At 46.6% G+C, this 25,081-nt stretch carries 21 protein-coding genes and 1 tRNA gene; 14 read left to right on the forward strand and 8 right to left on the reverse strand.

The window, feature by feature from the left end:
• The first annotated feature begins 297 nt into the window (after window positions 1-297).
• The 10 genes from apt to nadE all read left to right on the forward strand — a co-directional run bounded on the left by apt (window position 298) and on the right by nadE (window position 12,793).
• On the forward strand, window positions 298-849 hold the full coding sequence (apt, locus tag SO_RS09275) for an adenine phosphoribosyltransferase (RefSeq protein WP_011072096.1): 552 nt from the start codon (window positions 298-300) through the stop codon (window positions 847-849).
• A gap of 131 nt (window positions 850-980) precedes the next feature.
• Window positions 981-3,989 carry a DNA polymerase III subunit gamma/tau gene (gene dnaX, locus SO_RS09280; RefSeq protein ID WP_011072097.1) on the forward strand — a complete coding sequence of 1,003 codons (3,009 nt, stop codon included), beginning with the start codon at window positions 981-983 and terminating at the stop codon, window positions 3,987-3,989.
• A gap of 229 nt (window positions 3,990-4,218) precedes the next feature.
• Window positions 4,219-4,548: a YbaB/EbfC family nucleoid-associated protein gene (locus SO_RS09285; RefSeq protein WP_011072098.1), complete on the forward strand. Its 330-nt coding sequence runs from the start codon at window positions 4,219-4,221 to the stop codon at window positions 4,546-4,548.
• A 12-nt stretch (window positions 4,549-4,560) separates the two neighbouring features.
• Complete coding sequence (recR, locus tag SO_RS09290) at window positions 4,561-5,160, forward strand: recombination mediator RecR (protein WP_011072099.1); 600 nt, start codon at window positions 4,561-4,563, stop codon at window positions 5,158-5,160.
• A 273-nt stretch (window positions 5,161-5,433) separates the two neighbouring features.
• Window positions 5,434-7,347: a molecular chaperone HtpG gene (gene htpG / locus SO_RS09295; RefSeq protein ID WP_011072100.1), complete on the forward strand. Its 1,914-nt coding sequence runs from the start codon at window positions 5,434-5,436 to the stop codon at window positions 7,345-7,347.
• A gap of 119 nt (window positions 7,348-7,466) precedes the next feature.
• Entirely contained in the window at window positions 7,467-8,330 is an 864-nt protein-coding gene (locus tag SO_RS09300) for a co-chaperone YbbN (RefSeq protein WP_011072101.1), read from the forward strand.
• Window positions 8,331-8,470: 140 nt separating this feature from the next.
• On the forward strand, window positions 8,471-9,115 hold the full coding sequence (gene adk / locus SO_RS09305; protein WP_011072102.1) for an adenylate kinase: 645 nt from the start codon (window positions 8,471-8,473) through the stop codon (window positions 9,113-9,115).
• A 79-nt stretch (window positions 9,116-9,194) separates the two neighbouring features.
• Complete coding sequence (gene hemH / locus SO_RS09310; protein WP_164925680.1) at window positions 9,195-10,241, forward strand: ferrochelatase; 1,047 nt, start codon at window positions 9,195-9,197, stop codon at window positions 10,239-10,241.
• Window positions 10,242-10,433: 192 nt separating this feature from the next.
• Window positions 10,434-11,738 carry an inosine/guanosine kinase gene (locus SO_RS09315; RefSeq protein WP_011072104.1) on the forward strand — a complete coding sequence of 435 codons (1,305 nt, stop codon included), beginning with the start codon at window positions 10,434-10,436 and terminating at the stop codon, window positions 11,736-11,738.
• Window positions 11,739-11,962: 224 nt separating this feature from the next.
• Window positions 11,963-12,793, forward strand: coding sequence for an ammonia-dependent NAD(+) synthetase (nadE, locus tag SO_RS09320; RefSeq protein WP_011072105.1), 831 nt, complete (start codon window positions 11,963-11,965; stop codon window positions 12,791-12,793).
• A gap of 60 nt (window positions 12,794-12,853) precedes the next feature.
• On the opposite strand, the gene SO_RS09325 is transcribed toward nadE, so the two are convergent.
• Entirely contained in the window at window positions 12,854-13,378 is a 525-nt protein-coding gene (locus SO_RS09325) for a DUF6942 family protein (protein WP_011072106.1), read from the reverse strand.
• Window positions 13,379-13,539: 161 nt separating this feature from the next.
• Between SO_RS09325 and SO_RS09330 the strand changes: the two genes are divergently transcribed.
• The 3 genes from SO_RS09330 to SO_RS09340 all read left to right on the forward strand — a co-directional run bounded on the left by SO_RS09330 (window position 13,540) and on the right by SO_RS09340 (window position 16,580).
• Window positions 13,540-15,015 carry an alpha/beta hydrolase gene (locus tag SO_RS09330; RefSeq protein ID WP_011072107.1) on the forward strand — a complete coding sequence of 492 codons (1,476 nt, stop codon included), beginning with the start codon at window positions 13,540-13,542 and terminating at the stop codon, window positions 15,013-15,015.
• A 188-nt stretch (window positions 15,016-15,203) separates the two neighbouring features.
• Window positions 15,204-15,280: transfer RNA gene (locus SO_RS09335), tRNA-Pro, on the forward strand.
• Between the two features lie 140 nt (window positions 15,281-15,420).
• Window positions 15,421-16,580 (forward strand): IS3-like element ISSod1 family transposase gene (locus tag SO_RS09340; RefSeq protein WP_141135407.1). Its coding sequence is split into 2 segments (ribosomal slippage): window positions 15,421-15,670 and window positions 15,670-16,580, totalling 1,161 coding nucleotides; the frame shifts between segments, so codons are not numbered across the junction.
• Window positions 16,581-16,980: 400 nt separating this feature from the next.
• Here SO_RS09340 and SO_RS09345 read toward each other — a convergent pair.
• Window positions 16,981-17,736, reverse strand: a complete 756-nt coding sequence (locus tag SO_RS09345; protein WP_238560572.1) for a hypothetical protein — start codon at window positions 17,734-17,736, stop codon at window positions 16,981-16,983.
• A 564-nt stretch (window positions 17,737-18,300) separates the two neighbouring features.
• Window positions 18,301-19,376, reverse strand: a protein-coding gene (locus SO_RS09350) for an IS3-like element ISSod2 family transposase (RefSeq protein WP_164925630.1) whose coding sequence is annotated in 2 segments (ribosomal slippage) — window positions 18,301-19,124 and window positions 19,124-19,376 — 1,077 coding nt in all. Because the reading frame shifts where the segments join, the coding sequence is not laid out codon by codon here.
• 155 nt (window positions 19,377-19,531) lie between these two features.
• On the opposite strand from SO_RS09350, the gene SO_RS09355 reads away from it, so the two are divergent.
• A complete protein-coding gene (locus SO_RS09355) occupies window positions 19,532-19,957 on the forward strand; it encodes a reverse transcriptase domain-containing protein (RefSeq protein ID WP_238560573.1) in 426 nt (141 codons plus the stop codon).
• On the opposite strand, the gene SO_RS09360 is transcribed toward SO_RS09355, so the two are convergent.
• From SO_RS09360 to SO_RS09380, 5 genes are all read right to left on the reverse strand, one after another.
• Window positions 19,893-21,052, reverse strand: a protein-coding gene (locus SO_RS09360; RefSeq protein ID WP_141135407.1) for an IS3-like element ISSod1 family transposase whose coding sequence is annotated in 2 segments (ribosomal slippage) — window positions 19,893-20,803 and window positions 20,803-21,052 — 1,161 coding nt in all. Because the reading frame shifts where the segments join, the coding sequence is not laid out codon by codon here. The genes SO_RS09355 and SO_RS09360 overlap by 65 nt on opposite strands.
• Before the next feature lie 37 nt (window positions 21,053-21,089).
• Window positions 21,090-21,758, reverse strand: a complete 669-nt coding sequence (locus tag SO_RS09365; RefSeq protein ID WP_164925681.1) for an AAA family ATPase — start codon at window positions 21,756-21,758, stop codon at window positions 21,090-21,092.
• Window positions 21,759-21,854: 96 nt separating this feature from the next.
• The gene (locus tag SO_RS09370) at window positions 21,855-22,409 is read right to left on the reverse strand and encodes a hypothetical protein (protein ID WP_011072109.1); all 555 of its coding nucleotides are present in this window, start codon (window positions 22,407-22,409) and stop codon (window positions 21,855-21,857) included.
• Window positions 22,410-22,775: 366 nt separating this feature from the next.
• A complete protein-coding gene (locus tag SO_RS09375; protein WP_011071694.1) occupies window positions 22,776-23,894 on the reverse strand; it encodes an IS91-like element ISSod25 family transposase in 1,119 nt (372 codons plus the stop codon).
• The gene (locus tag SO_RS09380) at window positions 23,873-24,736 is read right to left on the reverse strand and encodes a tyrosine-type recombinase/integrase (RefSeq protein ID WP_011072110.1); all 864 of its coding nucleotides are present in this window, start codon (window positions 24,734-24,736) and stop codon (window positions 23,873-23,875) included. Before SO_RS09380 ends, SO_RS09375 begins: the two co-directional genes overlap by 22 nt.
• Between the last annotated feature and the right edge of the window lie 345 nt (window positions 24,737-25,081).

Here is a 25,081-nt window from a genome sequence, read left to right on the forward strand (position 1 = left end):
CTGCTGCGTTATCGTCCGTTTATGTAGAATAACGACACAGCACGGACTTTGCCTTGTATAAACGCCAGCCAAATAGCTGCAAAAATAACCCTGAAACGTCAACACACCCTATGGAAGCACATTTGATCTAAGGCACAAATTGATAACCAATTCGTCACTTGAATACGCTGTTAGTTGCAACTCAAACTAAAGCGGCATAAGCTTTGGGCGAATTATTAAAGCTCGTCCACACTCGCTGTGGACGTTTTGTTTTTACTGCCAGCAGTTAAGCGTGGCGAAACGATTAAGTTAAATTAAATGGCTATGAATACAGAAACCTTATCCTTGATAAAGCAAAGCATTAAAACAATTCCTAATTATCCTAAGGAAGGGATTCTATTTCGCGATGTGACTAGCTTGCTGGAAAACGCTACCGCTTACAAAGCGACTATCGATTTATTGGTTGAGCATTATCGTAGTAAAGGCTTTACCAAAATTGTGGGCACCGAAGCCCGTGGTTTTCTGTTTGGTGCGCCTTTAGCGCTGGGGTTAGGCATTGGTTTTGTGCCTGTACGTAAGCCGGGTAAATTGCCGCGTGCTACTATCAGCCAAAGCTATGAGCTGGAGTATGGTCACGATAGCCTTGAAATCCATACTGATGCGATTACCGCGAACGATAAAGTATTAGTGGTTGATGATTTACTGGCGACTGGTGGTACTATCGAAGCGACGGTTAAACTTATCCGCCAATTGGGTGGTGAAGTGCAAGATGCCGCTTTTGTGATTTCGTTACCTGATTTAGGCGGCGAGGCGCGTTTAACCGCCTTAGGTCTTGAGTTGGTTAAACTTTGTGAGTTTGAAGGCGAATAATTCTTCAGCTAAAGGCGCCTTGGGATAGTTTAATAGCGTGTCGTTAATTGACATGTTATCTTGCTATTATCTCGGGGCGCGATCCCCTTTTTTGTACCACACCATTCTTGTAATGCACATTGGGGAGTTCCATGTCATATCAGGTGTTAGCCAGAAAATGGCGCCCTGCCACATTCGAACAGATGGTCGGCCAAAGCCATGTGTTACACGCGCTCACTAATGCGTTAACGCAGCAACGTTTACACCACGCTTATCTTTTTACAGGTACACGCGGGGTGGGTAAGACCAGCTTGGCACGACTCTTTGCTAAAGGCTTAAACTGTGAAACTGGTGTAACGGCTTCCCCCTGCGGCGTCTGTGGCAGCTGTGTCGAAATCGCCCAAGGTCGTTTTGTTGACTTAATTGAAGTCGATGCGGCGTCCCGCACTAAGGTCGATGACACCCGTGAACTCTTAGATAATGTGCAATATCGCCCGACCCGAGGCCGTTTTAAGGTTTATCTAATCGATGAAGTGCATATGCTGTCCCGTAGCAGTTTTAATGCATTGCTTAAAACCCTTGAAGAACCACCCGAGCATGTAAAATTTCTGCTGGCCACTACCGATCCGCAAAAGCTGCCAGTGACTGTGTTATCCCGTTGTTTGCAATTTAATTTAAAGAGCTTAACCCAGCAGGAAATTGGCACTCAGCTACAACATATTTTAACCCAAGAGCAATTGCCCTTTGAGCACGAAGCCTTAGGCCTACTCGCCAAATCGGCTAACGGCAGTATGCGTGATGCCTTAAGTTTGACCGATCAAGCGATTGCTTTTGGTGGCGGCACTGTGATGCTCAATCAAGTGCAATCCATGCTCGGTAGTATTGATGAGCAGCATGTGCTGGGCTTACTCAAAGCCTTAACTGACGCTGATATTGGCGCGTTGATGCAAAGCTGTGCCCAGGTGCTGGCCTATGGCGCAGATGCCCAAGAAGTGCTGCGCAGTTTACTGGAATTACTGCATCAAATTACCCTGACACAATTTGCGCCCGCGGCGGCGCAGCAATCTCTGTATAGTGCGCAAATTCAAGCGTTTGCAGAGCAGTTAGCGCCTGAACAAGTGCAACTGTATTACCAAATTTTACTCACGGGCCGCAAAGACTTGCCCCATGCACCTGATCCTAAGTCAGGGCTTGAAATGGCATTGCTGCGTGCTGTTGCTTTTGTCCCCGAAAAAAGCGTTAAGCGCTGGCAAGTGGATGACGCGGTTAAGGTGGATTTGTCTGCCCAACCTGCTTTAACCCCACAAGCTACAATACCACCAGAGGTTCCAGCGGAGAGACAACTGGCCGTAAATGCGCCTGTGGCTGAAAAAAAAACGCTGTTAGCAACCGTCGCTAATCCAGAGGCGCAGTTGCAAGCAGAGACAACGCCTGAAACTGCGTTAGAGGATGATGAGCCTGAACTTAATGCGGCGCTGATTGCCGAGCAGCAAGTGATCTTAAGCCAAGCCCAAAGCCAAGGTTTTGGCGCAAGTGCTGATCCGGTTGTAAGTTCAAATACGGCGCTTAATCAAGATGTTAATTCATCAGATCCTACAGATCCAGATACAGCATTGACCGAGCAGACTGCTACTGAAGATGTCTTAGATGCTCAAAATACAGCAGGGGATTTAGCGCCAGAGCCTTATGTAGCAGAAGCATACGGGCAGTATGACTATGCTCAATCCAACGATGCTCAATCCAACTACGCACAATTCAATCATGCTCAAAGCTATGATACATCGACGCCACTTGATGCTTATCAGGATGATTACGCGCATTTTATGTCTGAGGATGCAGCTGAGCAGCTTATTATATCTGAGCATGCAGTAGAGCAACTTAGCGCGAGTGAAGGCAATCTGTTTAGCAATGGCAGCGCCCAACATAGTGCGTCAAACCAGACAGGACAAGTGTTTGCCGTCGATAATACTCAGGTAGCGAAAGCGGCTGTATCCCTTGAGGATGACGATATTTTATCGGCAGTATTAGCAGCGCGGGAATCATTACTGTCGGATCTCGATGCGTTAAGCACGAAGGATGGTGATGGAAAAAAGTTATCTCCTGACGTTAAGGCAAAAACGCCGACTTCGAATGCTCACTCTAGGCCAGCAACAAGCGTCAATGTGAGTCCTCGTCCTGGACAAAATGCCGTAACTTTAGAATTTGAAAGTGATTTCGAACTGCCCTTTGACGATGATTTTGAGGCTGAGATTTATACCAAGCCTGAGTTGAGCACTAAAGCGACCAATGCGCCGCTTGCACCACTTAGTACTCGGCCCATAACCCACTCGATTATTGTTCCATCTACTCAGCAAAGTGCAGCAGCGCAGCATCTGCCGCTTGATCCCAATGATCGTCCGCCATGGGAGGACGCGCCTGTGGCTGAGTGCCACCATGGGAATGCTGAACCCATAACGACATCGCGCCAAGTGAATGAAGAAAGCCATCTGCGCCAAGAAAGTGCAGCGCTTCACGCGCCTTTATTGGCAGTTGAGCCTGTTCAGGTTGCACCTGCGCTGACTTTGCCTACAAATACTCAAGCGGCTCAAGTCGAGCAAGCAGCAGGGCAGAGTCATCAGTTGAATCACCCTGATGAAGTACCTGCAACGCCACCGCGCGAGCTAGACGCCGCCGCGCCGCCTGCGCCTGCAAGTGACCTAACGGTCGCGCAATCTATCACGGGTCATCCCTTGGATTTACATTGGTACAAGTTAATGGCGAGCCTTGATATTGGCGGCCGTGTGCGCCAATTAGCGGTAAACTCGATTTGTCAGGTGCAGAGCAATCCCTTGCCATTGCTGTTAAAACCGGATCAAAAACACTTGGCGGCACAGGTGGCTATTGAGCAATTAGAGCAAGCCTTAACCGCAGCCCTTGGTGCTCCAAGGCAGGTTGAAGTGGTCATCGGAACCGATCCTAGCCGGGAAACGCCCTTAGAACTGCGTAAGCGTTTTCACCAAGAGTTGCTGCAGCAGGCGCGGCAATCGCTGATAATGGATGATAATGTGCAATGGCTTATCAACCGCTTTGGGGCTGAGCTTGAAAATGATAGCTTGCTCTATCCACCAGAGCTGTTAAACCAACGCAGCGGGCTTATCCCTGCGTTACCTGAGCCTGAGTGACTAAATCAAGAGTGACTAAATCCAGAGTCACTCAAGCTAGAGTCACTTAAGCCAGAGAGACCTTAGTACACAGCATTCATGCAAAGAGTGACTGAGTTTGACTAAAAACTCGCAATCAAGATCATAAGTTTATCGATGGGATCACGGCATAGATTGCCAATCCCATTTATTTCAGTAAGATTAGCCAGCTTAAAAGCTTGCGACTAACCCTAATAGAAGAGAAATGACTATGTTTGGAAAAGGCGGTATGGGCAATCTGATGAAACAAGCCCAGATGATGCAAGAAAGAATGGCAAAAATGCAGGAAGAAATTGCCCGCATGGAAATGGTCGGAGAGTCAGGTGCGGGTTTGGTCAAAGTGACCATGACAGGCGCGCATACAGTGCGTAAAGTCGAAATCTACCCAAGCTTAATGGAAGACGACAAAGAGATGCTGGAAGATTTGATTGCCGCGGCTTGCAACGATGCAGCCCGTATAATTGAAGAGAATCAAAAAGCTAAAATGGCTGAAGTGACTGGCGGTATGCAATTACCACCAGGCATGAAAATGCCATTTTAATCGAGATAGACAATGAAATTTAGTCCGCTGCTAGACGAGTTAATTCAGTCCCTGCGTTGTTTACCAGGGGTTGGGCCGAAATCGGCTCAACGTATGGCGTTTCAATTACTTGAGCGTGACAGAAAAGCGGGGCTTAAATTAGCCGCCGCGCTGTCGAGTGCCATGAGTGATATCGGTCATTGTCAGTCTTGCCGAACCTACACTGAAGAAACCCTATGTCCAATTTGTGCTAGCCATAAGCGCGGTTCGTCTTCGACAATTTGTGTGGTCGAAACACCAGCCGATGTGTTAGCCATTGAAGCGGGTGGACATTTCACGGGTCGCTACTTTGTGCTCCTTGGGCACTTATCACCCCTTGATGGGGTGGGGCCAGAAGAGTTAGGCTTGGCGTTATTAGAGCGTCACCTAGCCTCAGGCGATGTGGCCGAGTTGATTTTAGCAACTAATCCTACGGTTGAAGGTGAGGCCACCGCCCACTTTATTGCCGATATGGCAAGGCGCCACAAGGTGCTGATCAGCCGCATTGCCCACGGCGTGCCCGTCGGCGGTGAGCTAGAATATGTCGACAGTACGACCTTGGCGTTGTCCTTTAATGGTCGTATCCCGCTGTAGCGCTTAATTTGCCTAAACATAAAACCCGCTGGCCCATGCTCGCGGGTTTTTTTATGGTCGCATTGGTTTAGCGAACCGGCGCTAGGCTTGTCGCTATCATTGCTTTCTTAAGACTGACATAGGAATAGTGTTATTTGGGGCTAATACTGCCTTAATTTTCGCCATTTGATCGGTGATTTTATCTTTCCCCTTGAAAAGTGGATTTGCAGCCCCATTTTATAAAACACTGAGCGTTTGCTTTAACCAAATTGCGTAACAAATAAGGAAAATTTCATGTCACAACAAGAAACTCATGGTTTTCAAACTGAAGTCAAACAGCTGTTGCATTTGATGATCCACTCTTTGTATTCCAACAAAGAAATTTTCTTGCGTGAACTGGTCTCCAACGCTGCGGATGCGGCTGATAAGCTGCGTTACCTTGCGTTGACCAATGACGCATTATACGAAGGTGACGGTGAGCTGCGGGTGCGCATTAGTGCAGACAAAGAAAAAGGCACTGTGACCATTGAAGATAACGGCGTGGGGATGACTCGCGATGGCGTGATTGAGCATTTAGGGACGATCGCCAAATCGGGCACCGCTGAATTCTTTAAAAACCTCTCTGGCGAAGCCTCAAAGGATTCTCAGCTAATCGGTCAATTCGGTGTGGGCTTCTATTCCGCCTTTATCGTAGCGAAAAAAGTCACCGTTCGTACCCGCGCGGCAGGCCATAAGGCCAATGAAGCCGTATTGTGGGAATCGGAAGGTGAGGGTAGCTTCACGGTTGAAACCATCACCAAGGCGACTCGTGGTACTGAAATTACCCTGCACCTGCGTGATGACGAAAAAGAATTTGCTGACGATTGGCGCCTGCGCTCCATCATCACCAAGTACTCAGATCATATTTCAATTCCAGTAGAAATGTGGCAGGAAGGCACCCCTGAGCGCGATGGCCCAGACGGTGAAAAAATCCCTGCAACCGAGGGTTACTGGAAAGCCATGAACAAGGCGACAGCGCTGTGGATGCGCAATAAGTCTGAGATCACTGACGAAGAGTACCAAGAATTTTATAAGCACATTTCCCACGATTACACGGATGCATTGCTGTGGAGCCATAACCGTGTAGAAGGTAAACAGGAATACACTAACCTGTTGTATATTCCTTCAAAAGCGCCTTGGGATCTGTGGAACCGCGACCGTAAACATGGTCTGAAACTCTTTGTTCAGCGCGTGTTTATTATGGATGATGCCGAGCAGTTTATGCCATCTTACCTGCGCTTTGTGCAAGGTTTGATTGACTCAAACGATCTGCCGCTGAACGTATCCCGCGAGATTTTGCAAGATAACCACATCACCAAAGCGATGCGCACCGGTATCACTAAGCGCGTGCTGGGGATGTTGGAAAAACTGGCAAAAGACGATGCGGAAAAATACCAACAATTCTGGGCCGAATTTGGCCAAGTGTTGAAGGAAGGTCCTGCGGAAGACTTTGCAAACCGTGAGCGTATTGCTGGCTTATTGCGCTTTGCGTCTACCCATACGGGCAGCGCCGCACCGACTGTATCACTCGATGACTACATTAGCCGCATGAAGGAAGGCCAAACCAAGATTTACTATATCGTTGCCGACAGCCACGAAGCGGCTGCCAATAGCCCGCACTTAGAACTGCTGCGTAAGAAAGGCATCGAAGTGTTGCTGATGTCTGAGCGTATCGACGAATGGTTAATCAACCACTTAACTGAGTACAAAGAAAAACAATTGCACTCAGTCACCCGTGGCGAGCTGGAATTAGGCGAGCTTGAAGATGCGGCTGAGAAGGAAGCGCAGGAGAAACTCGCAGAAGAGTCTGCACCACTGATTGAGCGCATCAAAGCGGCATTAGGTGCAAGCGTGGCCGATGTGAAAGTCACCTCGCGCTTAACCGATACCCCAGCCTGTGTGGTCACGGGCGAAGGTGAAATGTCGACGCAAATGATCAAACTGATGCAGGCTGCCGGCCAACCAGTGCCAGAGGTTAAGCCGACGTTTGAGGTAAACCCAGCGCATCCATTAGTGTCGCGCTTGAATGATCTTCAAGATGAAGCCGCCTTCGCAGATTGGTCAAACTTACTGCTACAACAGGCGCAATTGTCAGAGAAGGGTAGCCTTGCGGATCCATCGGCCTTTATTAAGCTGATGAACCAAATGTTATTGGCGAACCTGAAGTAAGACATTCGGGGCACTTGAGTTGAGACGCAAGTGCCCCGATTTACTTTTAGGCATCACAAATCGCATTACCCTAGGGCATTTCCCCGTAGAGGTGCCAGTTTGGAAGTAAAGGAAATACCATGGACAATATCCTCGATCTAACCAAAGACAATATTCAGCAAGTGGTTGATGCTTCGATGCAGCAACTGGTGGTGATGGTATTTTGGGCCCAGCCACAGCCGCAGAGTGTTGCCATGGTGCAAACACTCGAGCAACTTGCCACGCAGCATGCTGGCCGTTTTGTGCTAGCGAAAGTGAACTGTGAAGCCGAACTGGAAATCGCGAACTATTTCCGTATTCAAGCTTTGCCGACCACTTTAGTGCTCGATAAGGGTCAGCCAATTGATGGTTTTGCGGGGCTGCAAGAGGCGGTGCAGGTGAGCGCCATGCTCGAAAAGCATTTGCCGCCATTGTGGCAATTGCAACTTGAGCAAGCCAAAGCCTTGTTAGCCTTAACCCAAGTGTCGGCGGAAGATTTAACCACCGCGGCCGTGTTACTGAAAGACGCTTATAGCGCCTCAAATCATGCCGCTGAGGTGAGTTTAGTGCTTGCCGATGTGTACTTGATGCAGGGTGAACTAGCCCAAGCGCAAGGGTTACTTGAGCAAATTGGCCTTGCCGATCAAGACGGTTATTATCAGAGTTTAAGAGCCAAACTGACACTGGCGCTCGATGCGGCGGATACCCCTGAAATTCGCGAACTACAGCAAAAATTCGAGCAAAACCCACATGATTTAGTGTTATTACTCGAACTTTGTAAGGCGCTGCATTCGGCCCACCGCGATGAAGAAGCTCTCACCCATTTATACGGCGTATTATCTAAGGATTTAAGTGCTGAAAATGGCAAGGTAAAACAAACCTTTATGGAGATTTTGACTGCGCTTGGCCAAGGTAATAGTTTGGCAAACCAATATCGCCGTAAGCTTTATACCTTGCTCTATTAATGGTTGAAAATGCCGCAAAACTGCGATTTATTTGTGGTTTCTGAGGCTAAAGTCGAAGCTAAAAGCCTTCTCAATGGCGGCCAGATGTGCGAAGATCGCCGGCCTAAGAAGAATATCAATGCGAAAAGAGGACTCTTGAGATGCGCATTATCCTATTGGGCGCCCCAGGTGCCGGTAAAGGTACCCAGGCCCAGTTCATTATGGAACAGTATGGTATCCCACAAATTTCTACTGGCGATATGTTACGTGCGGCCGTTAAAGCCGGTACTCCGCTGGGTTTAGAAGCGAAGAAAGTGATGGATGCAGGCCAGCTGGTTTCTGATGATCTGATCATTGGACTGGTTAAAGAGCGTATCGCACAGGACGATTGTGCTAAAGGTTTTCTGTTAGACGGTTTCCCACGCACTATCCCACAAGCGGATGCGATGGCGGCAAACGGTATTAGCATTGATCACGTCATCGAAATCGATGTGCCAGACGAAGAAATCGTTAAACGCATGAGCGGTCGTCGCGTTCACCCCGGTTCTGGCCGTGTTTACCACGTAGTATTCAATCCACCTAAAGTGGAAGGCAAGGATGACGTGACGGGCGAAGATTTAGCGATTCGTCCAGACGATGAAGAAGCGACAGTACGTAAGCGTTTAGGTATTTACCATGAGCAAACTAAGCCATTAGTTGAGTACTATGGCAAAGTTGCTGCGGCGGGTAACACTCAATACCACAAATTTGATGGTACTCAGTCAGTTGCCGCGGTGAGCGAGCAGCTTGCCAGCGTGCTTAAATAAGCACATTGCCTAAATTCGAGAACAAGTTCTCATATTAAGAAAAAGCCTGCTTAAGCAGGCTTTTTTTATATGCGACTGAATGTTAGCCTGCCGTGGTATTTGGCTGATAAAAGGTAGCACATTGACTTCTCCCTCTCCTGCGTTTGGCGTGTTATTAGTAAATCTTGGTACGCCTGATGAACCCACTCCGAAAGCGGTTAAGCGATTTCTCAAGCAGTTTTTAAGTGATCCTCGGGTCGTCGATTTATCCCCTTGGTTGTGGCAACCCATTTTGCAGGGGATTATCCTGAACACCCGTCCTAAGAAAGTCGCTAAACTTTATCAAAGTGTGTGGACGGAGCAAGGTTCGCCGTTAATGGTGATTAGTCAGTGCCAAGCCCAAAAGTTGGCAACGGATTTAAGCGCCACCTTTAATCAGACCATTCCGGTGGAACTGGGTATGAGCTATGGCAATCCTTCGATTGAGAGTGGCTTTGCCAAACTCAAAGCCCAAGGCGCCGAACGTATCGTGGTGCTGCCGCTGTATCCGCAGTATTCCTGCTCAACCGTCGCCAGTGTGTTTGATGCGGTAGCGCATTATTTGACTCGCGTGCGTGATATACCTGAGCTGCGTTTTAACAAGCAGTATTTCGCCCATGAAGCCTATATTGCGGCGCTGGCGCATTCGGTAAAGCGCCATTGGAAAACCCATGGTCAGGCCGAGAAGCTGATTTTATCTTTCCACGGGATCCCGCTGCGCTACGCGACCGAAGGCGACCCATACCCAGAGCAGTGCCGCACCACCGCCAAGTTATTAGCGCAGGCCTTAGGCTTGACCGACGGACAATGGCAAGTATGTTTCCAATCCCGCTTCGGTAAAGAAGAGTGGTTGACGCCCTATGCCGATGAGTTGCTGGCGGATTTACCCCGCCAAGGCGTGAAAAGTGTCGATGTGATTTGCCCTGCCTTTGCTACCGATTGCCTTGAAACCCTAGAAGAAATCTCGATTGGCGCGAAAGAGACCTTCCTCCATGCAGGTGGCGAAGCCTATCATTTTATTCCTTGTTTGAATGATGATGAGCTACATATAGAGCTACTCAGGTTATTAGTACAAGAACAAACGCAGTCTTGGATAAGTGCAGAATGACGGTAAAAAAATCTACCGTAGAAGCCTGCACTCGACCTAGTTTCGTGCTGATTTTATGGTAGAATCTGCGCCCTTTGTGGCTCGGGAGTGGATTTTTGGTCTCTCTAGCCTAGACTCATTATTTTTAGGACACAATGAGCGCACGCTCGTTGTAATGCCCATTAGCATGGATGCCAGGAAAAGAGAGCCACTATGAAGTTTCCCGGTCAGCGTAAATCGAAACATTATTTTCCGGTCAAAACCCGAGACCCCTTGCTCGAGCAATTAACGCAGCAGCCCCAGCCCTTTGCCACTTATATCAGCGGTATCGACCAAACCTTAGTGGATATTGAAGCTAAAGTAGAAGACGAATTGCTGAGTCGTTACGGTTTACCTAAAGGCAATTCGACGCTGATCAATGACGAGCAAGCACATACACTATATACCGAGCTGAAACAGAACGGTTTGATTAGCGATGAGTTTGCCGGCGGCACGATTGGCAATACCGTGCACAATTATTCTATTTTGGCCGACGACCGCTCAGTGCTGTTTGGGGTGATGAGCCAAAATATTGAAGTGGGCAGTTACGCTTATCGTTATCTTTGTAACACTTCTTCTAAGGTCGATCTTAACTATCTACAACCTGTCGATGGCCCAATTGGCCGTTGTTTTACCCTGATCTCAGATTGTGGCGAGCGCACCTTTGCGATCAGCAAAGGGGCTATGGATAAGTTAACCCCTGAATATATTGATAAAGACATAGTGCAGGGCAGTTCCGCCTTAGTATTGACCGCCTATTTAATGCGTGCCAGCGGTGGAGACAGGATCACCGATGCAGCCATGTGTGCGATTGAATACGCAAAAGCAGCTGAAGTGCCCGTGGTATTGACCTTAGGCACGCGCTTTTTGATTGAAGAAGACCCAATTTGGTGGCAAAACTTTATTAAAGAACATGTCACCATTTTGGCGATGAATGAAGATGAAGGTGAAGCCCTAACGGGATTTCGTGATCCGCTGCTTGCCAGCGAAAAAGCCCTCGAATGGTGTGATATGGTGCTAACCACGGCAGGGCCCATCGGGCTTTATACCGCAGGTTACACCGATGATGCCGAAAAACGCGAAACCTCTCATACGTTATTGCCTGGTGCTATTCCCGAATTTAACCGTTATGAGTTCTCGCGCCCTAAGCTCAAGAGCGACTGCGAAAATCCAATTAAAGTCTATGCCCATATTTCCCCTTACATGGGCGGACCGGAGAAAATTGGCAATACCAATGGCGCAGGTGATGGCGCGCTGTCGGCGTTATTGCACGACTTGGCGGCAAATACCTTCCACAAGACTAATGTGCCTGGTTCGAGCAAACATAAACGCGATGGTTTATGTTATTCATCCTTCTCACAAATTTGTAAGTACGCTAACCGCGTGGCCTATGAGGTATTAGCGCAGCATAGTCCGCGTTTGTCTCGTGGGTTACCTGAGCGTGAAGACAGCTTAGAAGAATCCTACTGGGAAAGATAAGCAGCACCGACCGAGTAAACAAGGGCAATAGCGGCAAACTGTTATTGCCCTTGTTGTTTTTAGGTGCAAACCGAATGAGCAGGTTAAGCTAGCAGGATATATGACATTTTCCCAACAATTAGCACAGTAAGGATGAATTTTTGCTACTGGCAGGCCTGAATAAATGATAACGTTAGGCGGTTTACTGCTCCCAATAACAGCGAATATTTAAGGTGGAATTTTCGGTGAAAGCGCAGATCTTAAGAGAAATGAAGGTACTCAAGGCGATTGAGCCTGAGTTTGAAGTGCAGCGCCGTGTGGCGTTTATTAAAACTAAGCTCAAAGAGGCCCGCAGTAAGGCGTTGGTATTAGGGATCAGCGGTGGTGTGGATTCGTCGACGGCGGGGCGTTTATGCCAGTTGGCCATTAATAGCCTCAATAGTGAACATCCCGAGGGCGGTTATCAGTTTATCGCGGTGCGTTTACCTTATCAGATCCAAAAAGATGAGCATGAAGCTCAGCAAGCGTGCCAATTTATTCAGCCATCAAAATTAGTCACAGTGAATGTGCATCAAGGTGTTGATGGTGTGCACCAAGCCACCTTAAGTGCGTTTATTGACGCTGGACTGACTACGCCGGATGCCGCAAAAGTGGATTTCATTAAGGGCAATGTCAAAGCGCGGATGCGAATGATTGCTCAGTATGAGTTAGCAGGATTAGTCGGTGGCTTAGTGGTGGGGACCGATCATAGCGCCGAAAACATTACCGGTTTTTATACTAAATGGGGCGATGGTGCCTGCGATCTCGCGCCTTTATTTGGCCTCAATAAACGCCAAGTGCGCCAATTAGCCGCCTATCTTGGTGCTCCTGAGTCATTAGTTTACAAGGCGCCCACGGCGGATTTAGAAGATAATAAACCGCTACTCGAAGATGAAGTCGCGCTCGGGCTGACCTATGAGCAAATTGATGATTTCCTCGAAGGGAAAGTGGTTGATAAAGCGGTTGAAGAGAAACTCATCAATATCTATAAGGCAACCCAACATAAGCGCCAGCCGATCCCGACGATTTACGACTAACCTTGCTCGGTTTGCCATAAAAGCACTCGGCCTATTCGGGTGCTTTTTTATGGGATTTTATCAAGCAGATACGTTTTTTGTATGCGAGCGTGTAAGCGCAATCAAGGCGTTCGAGTATTGGCGATAGTCGAGGTAGGGCGTGAGCAGCACTTGTTCCTTCTGTACTGAGGAGGTTTGCATTATCTCAGTGACGTCTTGCAGCTTACCCTGTAACTCATGCAGCAGCGGTTGATGGGCAGTTTGTCGGTTTGATAATGGTGTATTGAACTGCTCAGCACTCAATCCCAAAGGCTTTGCAGCAGCTTGCCCACATACAATGTGAATGCTGGCATGGGGCGATAGGGCATTAGCACCTATCAAGAGCATTTCGTGTTTTTTGAGTAATAAATGGTCGCGGTAGTGACGCCAATCTTCCCCGTTAGTACAGATTTTTGCCATGATAGTAAAAATCTTACGCCAATGATTGCCATTTAAGACGATGAGTTCCGCAATTGCGTTGTCCCGTTGGCAATGCCAATTTTCGGGGCGTTCAGGGGCATTGGGAAGATAAAATGCATAGGTCGCAATGGTTGGGCCAAGGTGCATAGGGGGATCGCTGTTAAGAACACTGGATGGATCTTAACGTGTAATCCATTACTGCCGAAGCTAAATTCTCTCAATAATAAATCTTCAGTGGAACGTTGAGGTTTATTTTTATCTAACCATATAATCTGCATGCATATTTTTATCGGAACCATAGGGCAGCAATGAAAGCCATTATCATAGGCTCAACTAAACATTTATTTTTCGCTGCCTTTTATGGCTGTTTAGGGATTGCGATCGCCTTATTGATTAGTGGGATACATTTTCTTAATGCTAAACCTGATCTCTCCCTTTGGCACACGACAGAGCTAAAACACGAATTTCACTACAATACTAAACTCGATAACTTTAGTGATTACATCGCCTTAGAAGATAAACTTTTTACAGAGGTCGACAGCAAAGTACTCAAAAAAGTGTCGGAGGCAGATGCCTCACCCGTCAATCGTTATGTTAAAAACAGCCTTGCCGATCCCGCGAGATGGCCACAAAACTGGAATCGCAGTTTTGAATGGCCCAAAGCCAATGCGCCCTTTGGCGTTTTGCTACTCCATGGCATGTCTGATTCGCCCTATGCCATGTCTAATGTGGCGACACATTTTAAGGGCAAAGCCCATGTGCTGGGCTTGAGACTCTCAGGACACGGAACGCTGCCCAGCGGCCTTACGGGGCTTTATTGGCAGGATTTAGCCGCAGCGGTTAATTTGGCTACGGCGCATATGAAACAAGAACTTCAAGGTAAGCCGCTATTTGTTATTGGCTTTTCAACTGGGGCGGCGCTGGCACTTAACCATGAGCTTGAACTGATTAATCAAGATAAAGCGCCTGACTATGTAGGGATGATCTTTATGTCGCCCGCGATTGGCCTTGCGCCCATTGCCGCAGCGGCGCGCTGGCAAAGTTGGATAGGACGTCTGCTCGACTTAGACAAGCTGCAATGGAATAGTATTCAGATGGAATATGATCCCTTTAAGTACATGTCTTTTGCCGTCAACGCAGGGGATGTCGTTTACCAATTGGCGTTACGTAATCAGAGTTTGTTAAGCGGGTTAACGCCTTTACAGCGTGAACAGATTCCAGCCATCTTAGCTTTTCAATCCGTAGCAGATGCGACAGTATCGAGCGCGGCAGTTGTGAGTTTGCTGTATCAAGCCTTACCTCAAAAGGGCCATGAATTAGTGCTTTTCGATATGAACCGTAGCATCTTCAACAGTAAGTTAATTGCAAATGATCCACTACCCGCCTTGTTACCGCAGTCCACTGACAGCATTCACTACCGCGGAACTTTGGTTGAAAATATTGATAGCGAAACGACTCAGGTTCAAGCGCGGGAATTTGGACTTATGCCACAGGATCAAACCTTACCTCAGGCCGAAACACTCCCGCTCCATTGGCCTATGGATGTTTACTCACTTTCCCATGTTGCGCTACCCTTTGCAGAAAATGATGGCCTATATGGCATGGCAAACCATCAAAAACTCACCCGAATACAGATAGGCGCGGCCGCTTCCCGAGGGGAGCGAGGTGTTTATAGTGTGCCGGCTTCAGAAATGTTACGTCAAAAATGGAATCCCTTTTTCCCTTATATGATGGCTCGAATTGACCAATATCGTATTGCACATATGCCGAGTGAGGCACGCTGACAGGTATAAAAGTTTGAAAATGTAGTCATTCAGGCCAGAAACTAAGCAGTTGATCAAACAGAGTTCACTAAGCACTTGCGTTGATTGAATCCAATTGCTAAAGTCTGCGTCACTTAAGGTGAACCCCACGCGATAGCATCTTAAGTAACAAGTGTTTAAGCTCATTAAAATGGTAAACACTAAAAACTCGGTATGTAGCGCAGCCCGGTAGCGCACTGTCATGGGGTGTCAGGGGTCGGAGGTTCGAATCCTCTCATACCGACCAAATTCATAAACAATAAAGCCTGCAATCTTAATCAGTTGCGGGCTTTTTTGTGTCTGCTTGTTTATGCAAGGGTTGTTCTGGTCTAATCCCATCGGACACTTAATTTTGAGACAGTATGGTCAATAAATTAAGAGGTCTATATGAGTCTGAAAAAATCACATAAGAGTTATCCGCAGGCATTTAAAGATGAAGCCGTCTTGATGGTGCTGGAGCAAGGTTATAGCGTTGCCGATGCGGCAAAGTCTCTTGGAGTTAGCACGAGCCTGCTTTACAACTGGAAGGAAAAACACGAAGCCCTGCAACAAGGCATCACCTTAGAAGAGTCTGAGCGTGATGAGTTGAAGCGATTGCGTAGAGAAAACAAAGAATTACGCATGGAAAAAGAAATTCTAAAAAAGGCAAGCGCCTTCTTTGCGAGAGAAATGAAGTAAGATTTCGTTTCATCAAACTGCAATCTCACCTGTTTCCCATAACACTGTTATGTCGAGTAATGAGTGTCAGTAAGTCAGGCTATTACGATTGGCATAAACGCCCTGCAAACGTGATAAGCGTTGAAACACTGAAGCTTTATCGCCTTGTTCGACAGCTATTTAAGCAAAGTCGAGGCAGCTTAGGGAATCGTGAAATGGTGAAGAAATTGCGCAAGGAAGGCTACCAGGTTGGTCGCTATCTCGTTCGTAAAATTATGCACCGCCTTCGACTCAAAGCAACCCAGCGATGTGCTTACAAGGTGACGACACAGCGAAAACACTCAGATGCAGTGGCTGATAACCTGTTAAACATGAACTTTAATCCAGTATCGGCTAATCAGGTCTGGGCGGGTGACGTGACCTATTTAAAGACGGGTGAAGGCTGGATGTACTTAGCTGTGGTGATGGATTTATATTCACGCCGGATTGTGGGATGGCGCATAGACAAACGCATGACCACAGATTTGATATCCAAGGCATTAATAAAAGCCTACAACCTGCGACAACCAGCGCGAGGGCTGGTATTTCACAGTGACCGAGGCTCGCAATATACCAGTAAACAATTCGGTAGGCTGCTATCGAGCTATGGTATCCGAGCCAGCATGGGTGATGTGGGTGCGTGTTGGGATAATGCCGTTGTTGAGCGATTCTTTGGTAGCTTGAAACACGATTGGATTTTTAAAGTTGCTCAACCAACAAGGGAGTTTATGAAGCAAGATGTGACGGCTTACATCAAATATTACAACTTGGAGCGACTTCATTCTGCTAATAACGATCTGTCACCTGTAGAGTTTGAGAATTCTCAAGTAAAAGTGTCCAGTTTGGGTTGACCAGTACAGGTGGACTAACGGGGGACTAACGGAATTCAAAAATTCTTTTTCCTATTAGTGCTTTGCCTTAGTTTTACTTATGGCTGAATTTAATCTCAGCGTGTGGAACTTCGGTCCATTGCAGGTGATCCCGCACATAGATTTTGGTGGACTTGGCATCGGTGTGAGCCATCCGACCTTGAGGGTCAACACCCATATCAGAAAACAATCTGGCAGATAGCGCGCGGATCTCATGGAAGGGTCATGTCTGCATAAAAGTCTCTTTCAAAATAAGACCTTCACCAGTACAAATTCTCAATCCGCTATTTGCATAATAAAGTGTCAACAACCAGCATCGGGCTTGTTCAACACTTGGGATAAGGTCGCGGCTACGCACGGCCTATCCTTATTTGTTATATGCTTAATGTTCGATACATACCCGAAGTTTCGCTATTTCAAAAGAGAATATAAAGCCAAACGTTGCTAGCAAGCCTATGCATTTGGCTTTTTCATCTTCGCAGTCTTTGAAACTTGCGTGCATGTCAGGTCGCCGCTTCTTAACATACGAATCTACTTGCTTGAGCGAACCATAACCAAATAGAGGCTGTGTGATGTCGTGAGCCATTGAGTTTCGGATGCTCTTTATTTCGTTTAGCGGCTGGAGCAGTAACCGATACTCTTCAATATTTTCATCTTCTTCTGGCTCATACTGTTTCAAGAAGTCTTTGAAAACATCGATTTTTTCACCAAGCATTCTATTTTCAATGGAGTCATCAATAATTGCTAAAAGGTTCAGCATCTTGTGCTCTATAAGAAGCACGATGGTGAAGAACATGCCTATAAGCTGGTAGTCATCTTTTTCTTTGTTTCTAGCCCACTCATTGCCTTGGACTGTAAATTCAATAAGACGCTGATTGTTTTCTTCAGGCGTACCTGGGCTCTTGTACTGAATTTTCTTGTACTGTCTTTCTGGTTTCTTTCTTTTATAGTAACCAAATTTATTCAGGATTTTTTCCAATTTCACTCCGATGGCATATAACGCTAAGTTCAGCGGCAGTTTGTAAGTTGTGCGTTGTGGAATACTTTTGCGAAGCAAAACCACAAAAGCGCAACTTACAAACTGTCCAGTGGAGGCGAAGCCGTAACGATGCTGCAACGCCTTGTGTACGCCCAGCATGGGCATGAACTAATGAGGTGAAAGTCCTCTGTAGGAAGGTCGCCGTTCAATAACATCCTGTTATTAAACGTTAACTACTAGCGAATGGCAAGGGCTTATCCGCGAGGATTGGTTTAAAGGAAGCCGCTAGCAAATTTGCGAGCTGATGAACAAGAACATCATATGAGGCGTAGGCTAGAGGTGAGTTGGCACAAGACGACGAAACCAGGTGATCTAATGGCCACCGTAAATGATGCAGCAGTGCAAAGAAAGTTCATGTTCTTATCTGGGGAGATCTGCTTAACACGCGATCGGTCATTAACCAGTTAGGCTCTGGTTTATAAGTGCCTTGGCTTTTCAGTGTCATCGACTGAAAAGAGCGAACCAGATGAAAACCGATAGCGCATGACGGGGCAACTCGGCATGTGATTAAGCAGAAGTCAGCAGACGGCATAGTAGCCCAACGCCCATCGTAATGGATGGGACATGGTGAAGGCCTGAACATTTAGAAGAAGGAGGAGTCTTGTCAAACTTGTTGATACCCACGGTAATCCTCCCATTTTTAACCGAAGTTAAAAGTAGAGTTCATGCAACCATCAATGGCGGCTTTCCGCCATTGGCTTTGTGCGGCCGTTCATGATTGTAAAACCATAACCATTTTGTGGCATAGTCCTGAACTTCTTCAAGCGTATCAAATAAATGTTTGCTTACCCAGCTGTACCTGATGGTCTTATTGTGTCGTTCTATGTACGCATTTTGCTGTGGCTTGCCAGGTTGAATGTAATCAATCCTGATCTCATGCTTTTTCGCCCATTCCGTAAATTCGTGGCTAATAAATTCAGGTCCATTGTCACAACGGATCGCGATTGGTTTTGTTCGCCCTTCAAGTAGCTGATTTAGGGTCCGGATCACCCGCATTGTTGGCAATGAAAAACCTGCTTCAATCGCGAGCCCTTCACGTTTAAAGTCATCAATCACGTTGAACAGTCGATAGCTTCGTCCATCTGATAACTGGTCATGCATAAAATCTATCGACCAAACCTGATTGGCTTTAGTTGGCTCTTTCAGCGGCTCTGGTGCATTTCGTTTTAACCTTCTGCGCGGTTTTATCCGCAGATTTAACGCTAATTCGCAGTAAATTCGGTATACACGCTTGTGGTTCCAAGCAAAGCCTTTTACGTTGCGTAAGTAATTAAAACACTGACCAAAGCCCCAATCCGATTCTTTTTCAGTTAATTCAACAAGAAATTCTGCAATCTCTGCATTTTCGTCATCATTAACGCGCCGGTAGCGATAACAGGTTTCGCTGATACAAAATGCTGCACAGGCCAAACGGATACTGATTTTTCGATTTGCAACTGCATGCTGAGCCATCGCTTTACGTTGCGACAGCTTTACCACTTTTTTGCCATGGCTTCCTGAATGACATCGGCCTTTAGCCGCTCTTCGGCATACATCTTTTTCAGTCGAGCATTTTCAGCTTCAAGCTCTTTTAGACGAGCCATCAATGACGCATCCATGCCGCCAAATTTGGCTCGCCATTTGTAAAAAGTCGCTGAGCTCATGCCATGTTCGCGGCACAATTCTGGGACTGGAGTTCCGGCTTCAGCTTGTTTAAGGATTGCCATGATTTGGCTATCGGTGAATTTTGATGTTTTCATAGTGAATCTCCTGCGTTTATGTTACGAGAAAATTCTACTTTTGACGTCAGTTAATTTGAGGGGGGATTACCTTCCAACAACTGCTTCAGTCTGAGAATCTACACCGAGCTTGGTGTCAAGTTAAAGCCAATAATGGCGCGGCGGGTATCGATGGCATGACCATCGAAGCCTTCCCGCTTTGGGTGCAGCAAGGCGGTTGGCAACAGTGTAAATCTCAACTTGAGTTAGGTGAATATCAACCCTCAGCAGTCAGACGCGTAGAGATCGACAAACCCGATGGCGGTAAACGCAAACTGGGTATCCCTAACGTCATTGATCGTGTGATACAGCAATCAATTGCTCAAATTCTCACGCCGTTGTTTGACCCTTTCTTCTCGGCTAATAGCTTCGGCTTTAGACCGAATAGGAATGCCAAACAAGCGGTCTTGCAAGTCAGGGATATCATCAAACTGAAACGCAAATTTGCCGTCGATGTTGATCTGTCCAAGTTCTTTGATCGAGTAAATCATGTACTGGTCAACCCAAACTGGACACTTTTACTTGAGAATTCTCAAACTCTACAGGTGACAGATCGTTATTAGCAGAATGAAGTCGCTCCAAGTTGTAATATTTGATGTAAGCCGTCACATCTTGCTTCATAAACTCCCTTGTTGGTTGAGCAACTTTAAAAATCCAATCGTGTTTCAAGCTACCAAAGAATCGCTCAACAACGGCATTATCCCAACACGCACCCACATCACCCATGCTGGCTCGGATACCATAGCTCGATAGCAGCCTACCGAATTGTTTACTGGTATATTGCGAGCCTCGGTCACTGTGAAATACCAGCCCTCGCGCTGGTTGTCGCAGGTTGTAGGCTTTTATTAATGCCTTGGATATCAAATCTGTGGTCATGCGTTTGTCTATGCGCCATCCCACAATCCGGCGTGAATATAAATCCATCACCACAGCTAAGTACATCCAGCCTTCACCCGTCTTTAAATAGGTCACGTCACCCGCCCAGACCTGATTAGCCGATACTGGATTAAAGTTCATGTTTAACAGGTTATCAGCCACTGCATCTGAGTGTTTTCGCTGTGTCGTCACCTTGTAAGCACATCGCTGGGTTGCTTTGAGTCGAAGGCGGTGCATAATTTTACGAACGAGATAGCGACCAACCTGGTAGCCTTCCTTGCGCAATTTCTTCACCATTTCACGATTCCCTAAGCTGCCTCGACTTTGCTTAAATAGCTGTCGAACAAGGCGATAAAGCTTCAGTGTTTCAACGCTTATCACGTTTGCAGGGCGTTTATGCCAATCGTAATAGCCTGACTTACTGACACTCATTACTCGACATAACAGTGTTATGGGAAACAGGTGAGATTGCAGTTTGATGAAACGAAATCTTACTTCATTTCTCTCGCAAAGAAGGCGCTTGCCTTTTTTAGAATTTCTTTCTCCATGCGTAATTCTTTGTTTTCTCTACGCAATCGCTTCAACTCATCACGCTCAGACTCTTCTAAGGTGATGCCTTGTTGCAGGGCTTCGTGTTTTTCCTTCCAGTTGTAAAGCAGGCTCGTGCTAACTCCAAGAGACTTTGCCGCATCGGCAACGCTATAACCTTGCTCCAGCACCATCAAGACGGCTTCATCTTTAAATGCCTGCGGATAACTCTTATGTGATTTTTTCAGACTCATATAGACCTCTTAATTTATTGACCATACTGTCTCAAAATTAAGTGTCCGATGGGATTAGACCAGAACAAACTATACCAAAAATACTAACAACGCCTTCTCCCATACCGTCACTAGTATGTGAAAATTCCCCACTATAGAATTTTAGGAAATATTGTCCTTGATCAGATTGGTCAATAGACCATTCCGGCTTAAAGGTTAATACCCTGTGAAGTAATTTATTAAAAGCTTCTTGGTTTTCGAGAATGTTGAACAAGCGATATTGAAAGCTATCCAACATCGAACTTCGCTGTGCTGATAGCTGGCTATTATTAAGATAATCTACTCGCGAGTTACTCCCTTTGCCGAAGAATGGATTAAATGCCCTGCGAGAAGGTAGAACGAAAATATGAAAATTTTGGTTAACTTCATCCTTTTTTGTTTCACTACTTCCTTTTTTCATTGAAGAAACAGATTCTTCTTTTCCATCGATGAAATATTTTATTTCAACGAAATCTACTGAAGCGTTTCTCGCACCAACCGTGAAGCTTGGTGATTGATAACCACCTCGAGCTTTTAGACATTCAATGATAGAGGATTTCCCGGAATTGTTTGCTCCAGTGATAATCGTCAAACCACTTCCAGGTTGATTGTTTGGAACAGAAAAGTCCAAACTTTGCCTTTCACTGAATCCTCTAAACCCTGATATTTCTAATTTTTCAAGTGGCATATTATTCCTTTGGGCCCCTAACGCCTCAATAACCGGCGCAGCTTTTCTGCGTCCGGCGCCCGAAGGGCGCGAAGTTAATTGACTTGTTAGGCATTTTCAAATTAGTGCAGCTATATCACTACAGTGTTGACAAAAATCACCAACAATAAATTCAACAATGGAATCCGGTTGGCGATTTGGCTTATCAACGCCAATAATAAAAATATGCTCTCCGGAAGCACCAATTCTAAAATTGGCGGAATTAGTTCTTCGATGTTTTATTTTGTTGAGAAGCTTTTCCATTGAGATAGAAGAGCCAGCAGAAGGAAGTACACCGTTACCCGGGCCATAGTTCGCGAGATCATCTTGCTCAGCACGTGTTACCGGCGACACTGATACGGCCCTTGATATATTGAGCAGCCCTTCCAGTTGCGAGCCGGTGTAGGTGCCATCGGCTTGTAATTGATCTCTATTTCTCATTATTTCATTAACGATATGGTCTAGATGAAGCATGGCTTCTTGGCTGGCACGTGCAGCCCGCTGAAAGTCTGGAGTTGTTCTCTGCCAAGCACTGAGAAAGACCACCGAAGTATTTTCTAGTTGATAAATAGATTCAGCAATGGACTGAGGCGAGCTTGGATTGCCTCCTGTTAGAAAAGAAATATTTCCCATTTTCTATTAATACTCCGATGTTTATTTGATGCCTAACGTCTTAGTATTTATGCGCTGCGCTGTTTGCAGGGCATAAATCGCTTGTTGGACTTGGCCGCTGCCACATCCATGTCAATTGGTATAAATGATGCTATAGGAATTTGTTTTTTTGCGGTAGCGGTTTTTTATACAGTTTGGAGGGTAATCACTTGATATCGTTTTTGCTTTCTCATTCTTTTACACTCACTTCTGACTGATTGTTGACCTTGGTTGACAGCATTTTGGCCCCAGATTCAGGCTGACACTCATACCCTATCCCCTCATCGGCTTAACCCCATAAGGCTGGCTGCTTTTCGCTGTCGGTTACGCTACGTCTTGAGGGCGTGGTTATCCTGACATACGTACTGGCTGACCTTGGCTGTTTATCATCACTACCGACTGCGGTCTTATCAACCCAATAAACTGCAAATGACCTAACTGGCATTGCGGACATGACCACAAACAGTCCTTCTTAACCAAAGGACTCGCCAATACCACCTGCGGCTTACGTAGTTGCCGCAGGATGAGCGCCAGCTTTTTGCGGCGGCAAGCATTGGCAAGAAAACCAAAATGTCTCACTCGCATCAGCCCTTTGGGCAACACATGCAGTAAATAACGGCGGATAAACTCATCACAGCTTAGCCACATTTGCTTATGCTGCTGACCGTCACGATAGTCTTTGTAGTTAAAACGGACATGGTCTGCGGTCACTTCTGCAATTCTTGATTCATGCAACATGCCTTTACGGGTATAACGCCCAAGGTATTCCACCACGGTTTCGGCGCGGCTTAGACACGCTTTGCTGTAAACACACCACGGCTTTGCCATTAAGGTTTCAGCCGCTGGAATAGCCAGCTCATGTTGTCGCAGTGCCCGTAATAGCTTAGCCCGATACACGGTGGACAAGGCTTTAACCGGAAACAGATAATCCGTTTTCACGCCATGCCAATCTCCCGCTGACGTCACCACCCCACCAGGGATTAAGCAATGCAAGTGGATATGTTGACTCAAGGTCTGCCCCCACGTGTGCAGCACCATAGTGCAACCCAATTGACCCTGAAGGTGTTTCCGTTTCATGCCAAACTGCGCCAGCGTCTGCCACACCGATTCAAACAACGCGCTATAGAGCGGCTTGGCAGCATAGTGCGCCAAGATGTTCAACTCGTGGGGTAAGGTAAAAACCAAATGGAAATAGCGGCAAGGCAAGACTTGCGCCTGCTGCGTAGCAATCCACGCTTGCGTCTGCCTTCCCTGACAACGAGGGCAATGCCGGTCACCACAGGAGCAACACACCTGCTGCTCATACTGGCAAGTATCACAACGCCAGTGCTGCATCCCTAAGGTTTGCGTGCGACACTGTTGAATATGCTGGCAGACCAAAGCTTGCTGCTCGGTCAGTTTATGCTGCTGTTGATAGTGGGCTAAGTGCTGCTGAAGGATATCGCTTAAATGGTAGGAGGTTGCCATGGCATTCCCCCAAGACTTGCTAGCAAGTCACAGCCTTGATGACCTAATTCCGGCGACCAATGCAAGTAGCGTTCAGTAGACTTGATACTGTGATGCCCAAGCTGAGCCTGTAATTGATGAAGTGGCATACCCGCTTGTAATTGATGGGTTGCATAAGCATGCCTTAGGCTGTGTGGACTGCATGGCTTAGTGATACTCGCTAAGCGGGCCGCCTTCGCTAACGCTTTACGAAAGGTCGACTCATGCAGCGGATAAACCACATCATGATAGGTCGAGGCAAACAACCATTCGACGGGATGATACGCTTGCCAATACTGACGCAACAGGATGAGTAAAGTCGGTGAGAGTATCACCCAGCGGTCGCAGGCACCCTTGCCTTGACACACTTTGAGTAACTGCCGCTGCCCATCGATATCAGCAACCTTAATATGGGTTAACTCACTGACACGCAAACCACAACCATAACACAGCGCCAACATAGCGCGTTGTTTCAGGTTTTGACAGTGGTACAGCAGTGCCGCGATATCTTGGCAACTAAGCAATTGCGGCAGTTTGTGCGGACGTTTCGGTAAACTTAGCTGAATCGTAAAGTCACGTTTTAGGACATGTTCATAGAAAAAATGAATGCCATTAAGCTGTAACTTTAAAGTAGCTCTGGAATGATGCCGCTCAAGATTTAAGTAACGGAAATAAGCCGTAAGCTGCTCATCCGTAATGTTATCGAGCGGTTGGTTTGCATAGTGCTGAAGTTGGGTGATGGCATACAAATAAGCGTTACGCGTTCGGGCCGAGTAACCACGTAAACTAATCTCATCATGGAATTGTTGCAGAAGTGATGACATGGTAGACCTCCTAGGTAAGGGATTATCCCTAGGAGTAAGTGTGGAGCAGCGGTTCGCTTTAGGCTCCGCGCAGCGGCTTAGTTCAACATTTTATTCGTGCGCATGCGCGTTTACCTCATTGGACCAGTGAAAACGCGCACAGTTAACTACTTGTATTGAGTGTAATTTATCAGCGTCTATTCAAATATACCATCTGGAAAAACGCGCAGGCGCGTTTTCCAAACCTATTATCTCAAATCGCAAACACATAACATATTGATATAAATTAATTATATGAATTAGCACATGTACAAACGCGCAAAATTTTTTCACTATTTTCCTTGATATCCGGGAATGTTAAATAAT

This window comes from Shewanella oneidensis MR-1, assembly GCF_000146165.2.
Taxonomy (GTDB): domain Bacteria; phylum Pseudomonadota; class Gammaproteobacteria; order Enterobacterales; family Shewanellaceae; genus Shewanella; species Shewanella oneidensis.

Coding starts and splice junctions, on each gene's coding strand:
- apt (WP_011072096.1), top strand. CDS start 298: ATGGCTATGAATACAGAAACCTTATCCTTGATAAAGCAAAGCATTAAA.
- dnaX (WP_011072097.1), top strand. CDS start 981: ATGTCATATCAGGTGTTAGCCAGAAAATGGCGCCCTGCCACATTCGAA.
- SO_RS09285 (WP_011072098.1), top strand. CDS start 4,219: ATGTTTGGAAAAGGCGGTATGGGCAATCTGATGAAACAAGCCCAGATG.
- recR (WP_011072099.1), top strand. CDS start 4,561: ATGAAATTTAGTCCGCTGCTAGACGAGTTAATTCAGTCCCTGCGTTGT.
- htpG (WP_011072100.1), top strand. CDS start 5,434: ATGTCACAACAAGAAACTCATGGTTTTCAAACTGAAGTCAAACAGCTG.
- SO_RS09300 (WP_011072101.1), top strand. CDS start 7,467: ATGGACAATATCCTCGATCTAACCAAAGACAATATTCAGCAAGTGGTT.
- adk (WP_011072102.1), top strand. CDS start 8,471: ATGCGCATTATCCTATTGGGCGCCCCAGGTGCCGGTAAAGGTACCCAG.
- hemH (WP_164925680.1), top strand. CDS start 9,195: ATGTTAGCCTGCCGTGGTATTTGGCTGATAAAAGGTAGCACATTGACT.
- SO_RS09315 (WP_011072104.1), top strand. CDS start 10,434: ATGAAGTTTCCCGGTCAGCGTAAATCGAAACATTATTTTCCGGTCAAA.
- SO_RS09325 (WP_011072106.1), bottom strand. CDS start 13,378: ATGCACCTTGGCCCAACCATTGCGACCTATGCATTTTATCTTCCCAAT.
- SO_RS09330 (WP_011072107.1), top strand. CDS start 13,540: ATGAAAGCCATTATCATAGGCTCAACTAAACATTTATTTTTCGCTGCC.
- SO_RS09345 (WP_238560572.1), bottom strand. CDS start 17,736: ATGCTGGGCGTACACAAGGCGTTGCAGCATCGTTACGGCTTCGCCTCC.
- SO_RS09355 (WP_238560573.1), top strand. CDS start 19,532: ATGACCATCGAAGCCTTCCCGCTTTGGGTGCAGCAAGGCGGTTGGCAA.
- SO_RS09365 (WP_164925681.1), bottom strand. CDS start 21,758: ATGCCACTTGAAAAATTAGAAATATCAGGGTTTAGAGGATTCAGTGAA.
- SO_RS09370 (WP_011072109.1), bottom strand. CDS start 22,409: ATGGGAAATATTTCTTTTCTAACAGGAGGCAATCCAAGCTCGCCTCAG.
- SO_RS09375 (WP_011071694.1), bottom strand. CDS start 23,894: ATGGCAACCTCCTACCATTTAAGCGATATCCTTCAGCAGCACTTAGCC.
- SO_RS09380 (WP_011072110.1), bottom strand. CDS start 24,736: ATGTCATCACTTCTGCAACAATTCCATGATGAGATTAGTTTACGTGGT.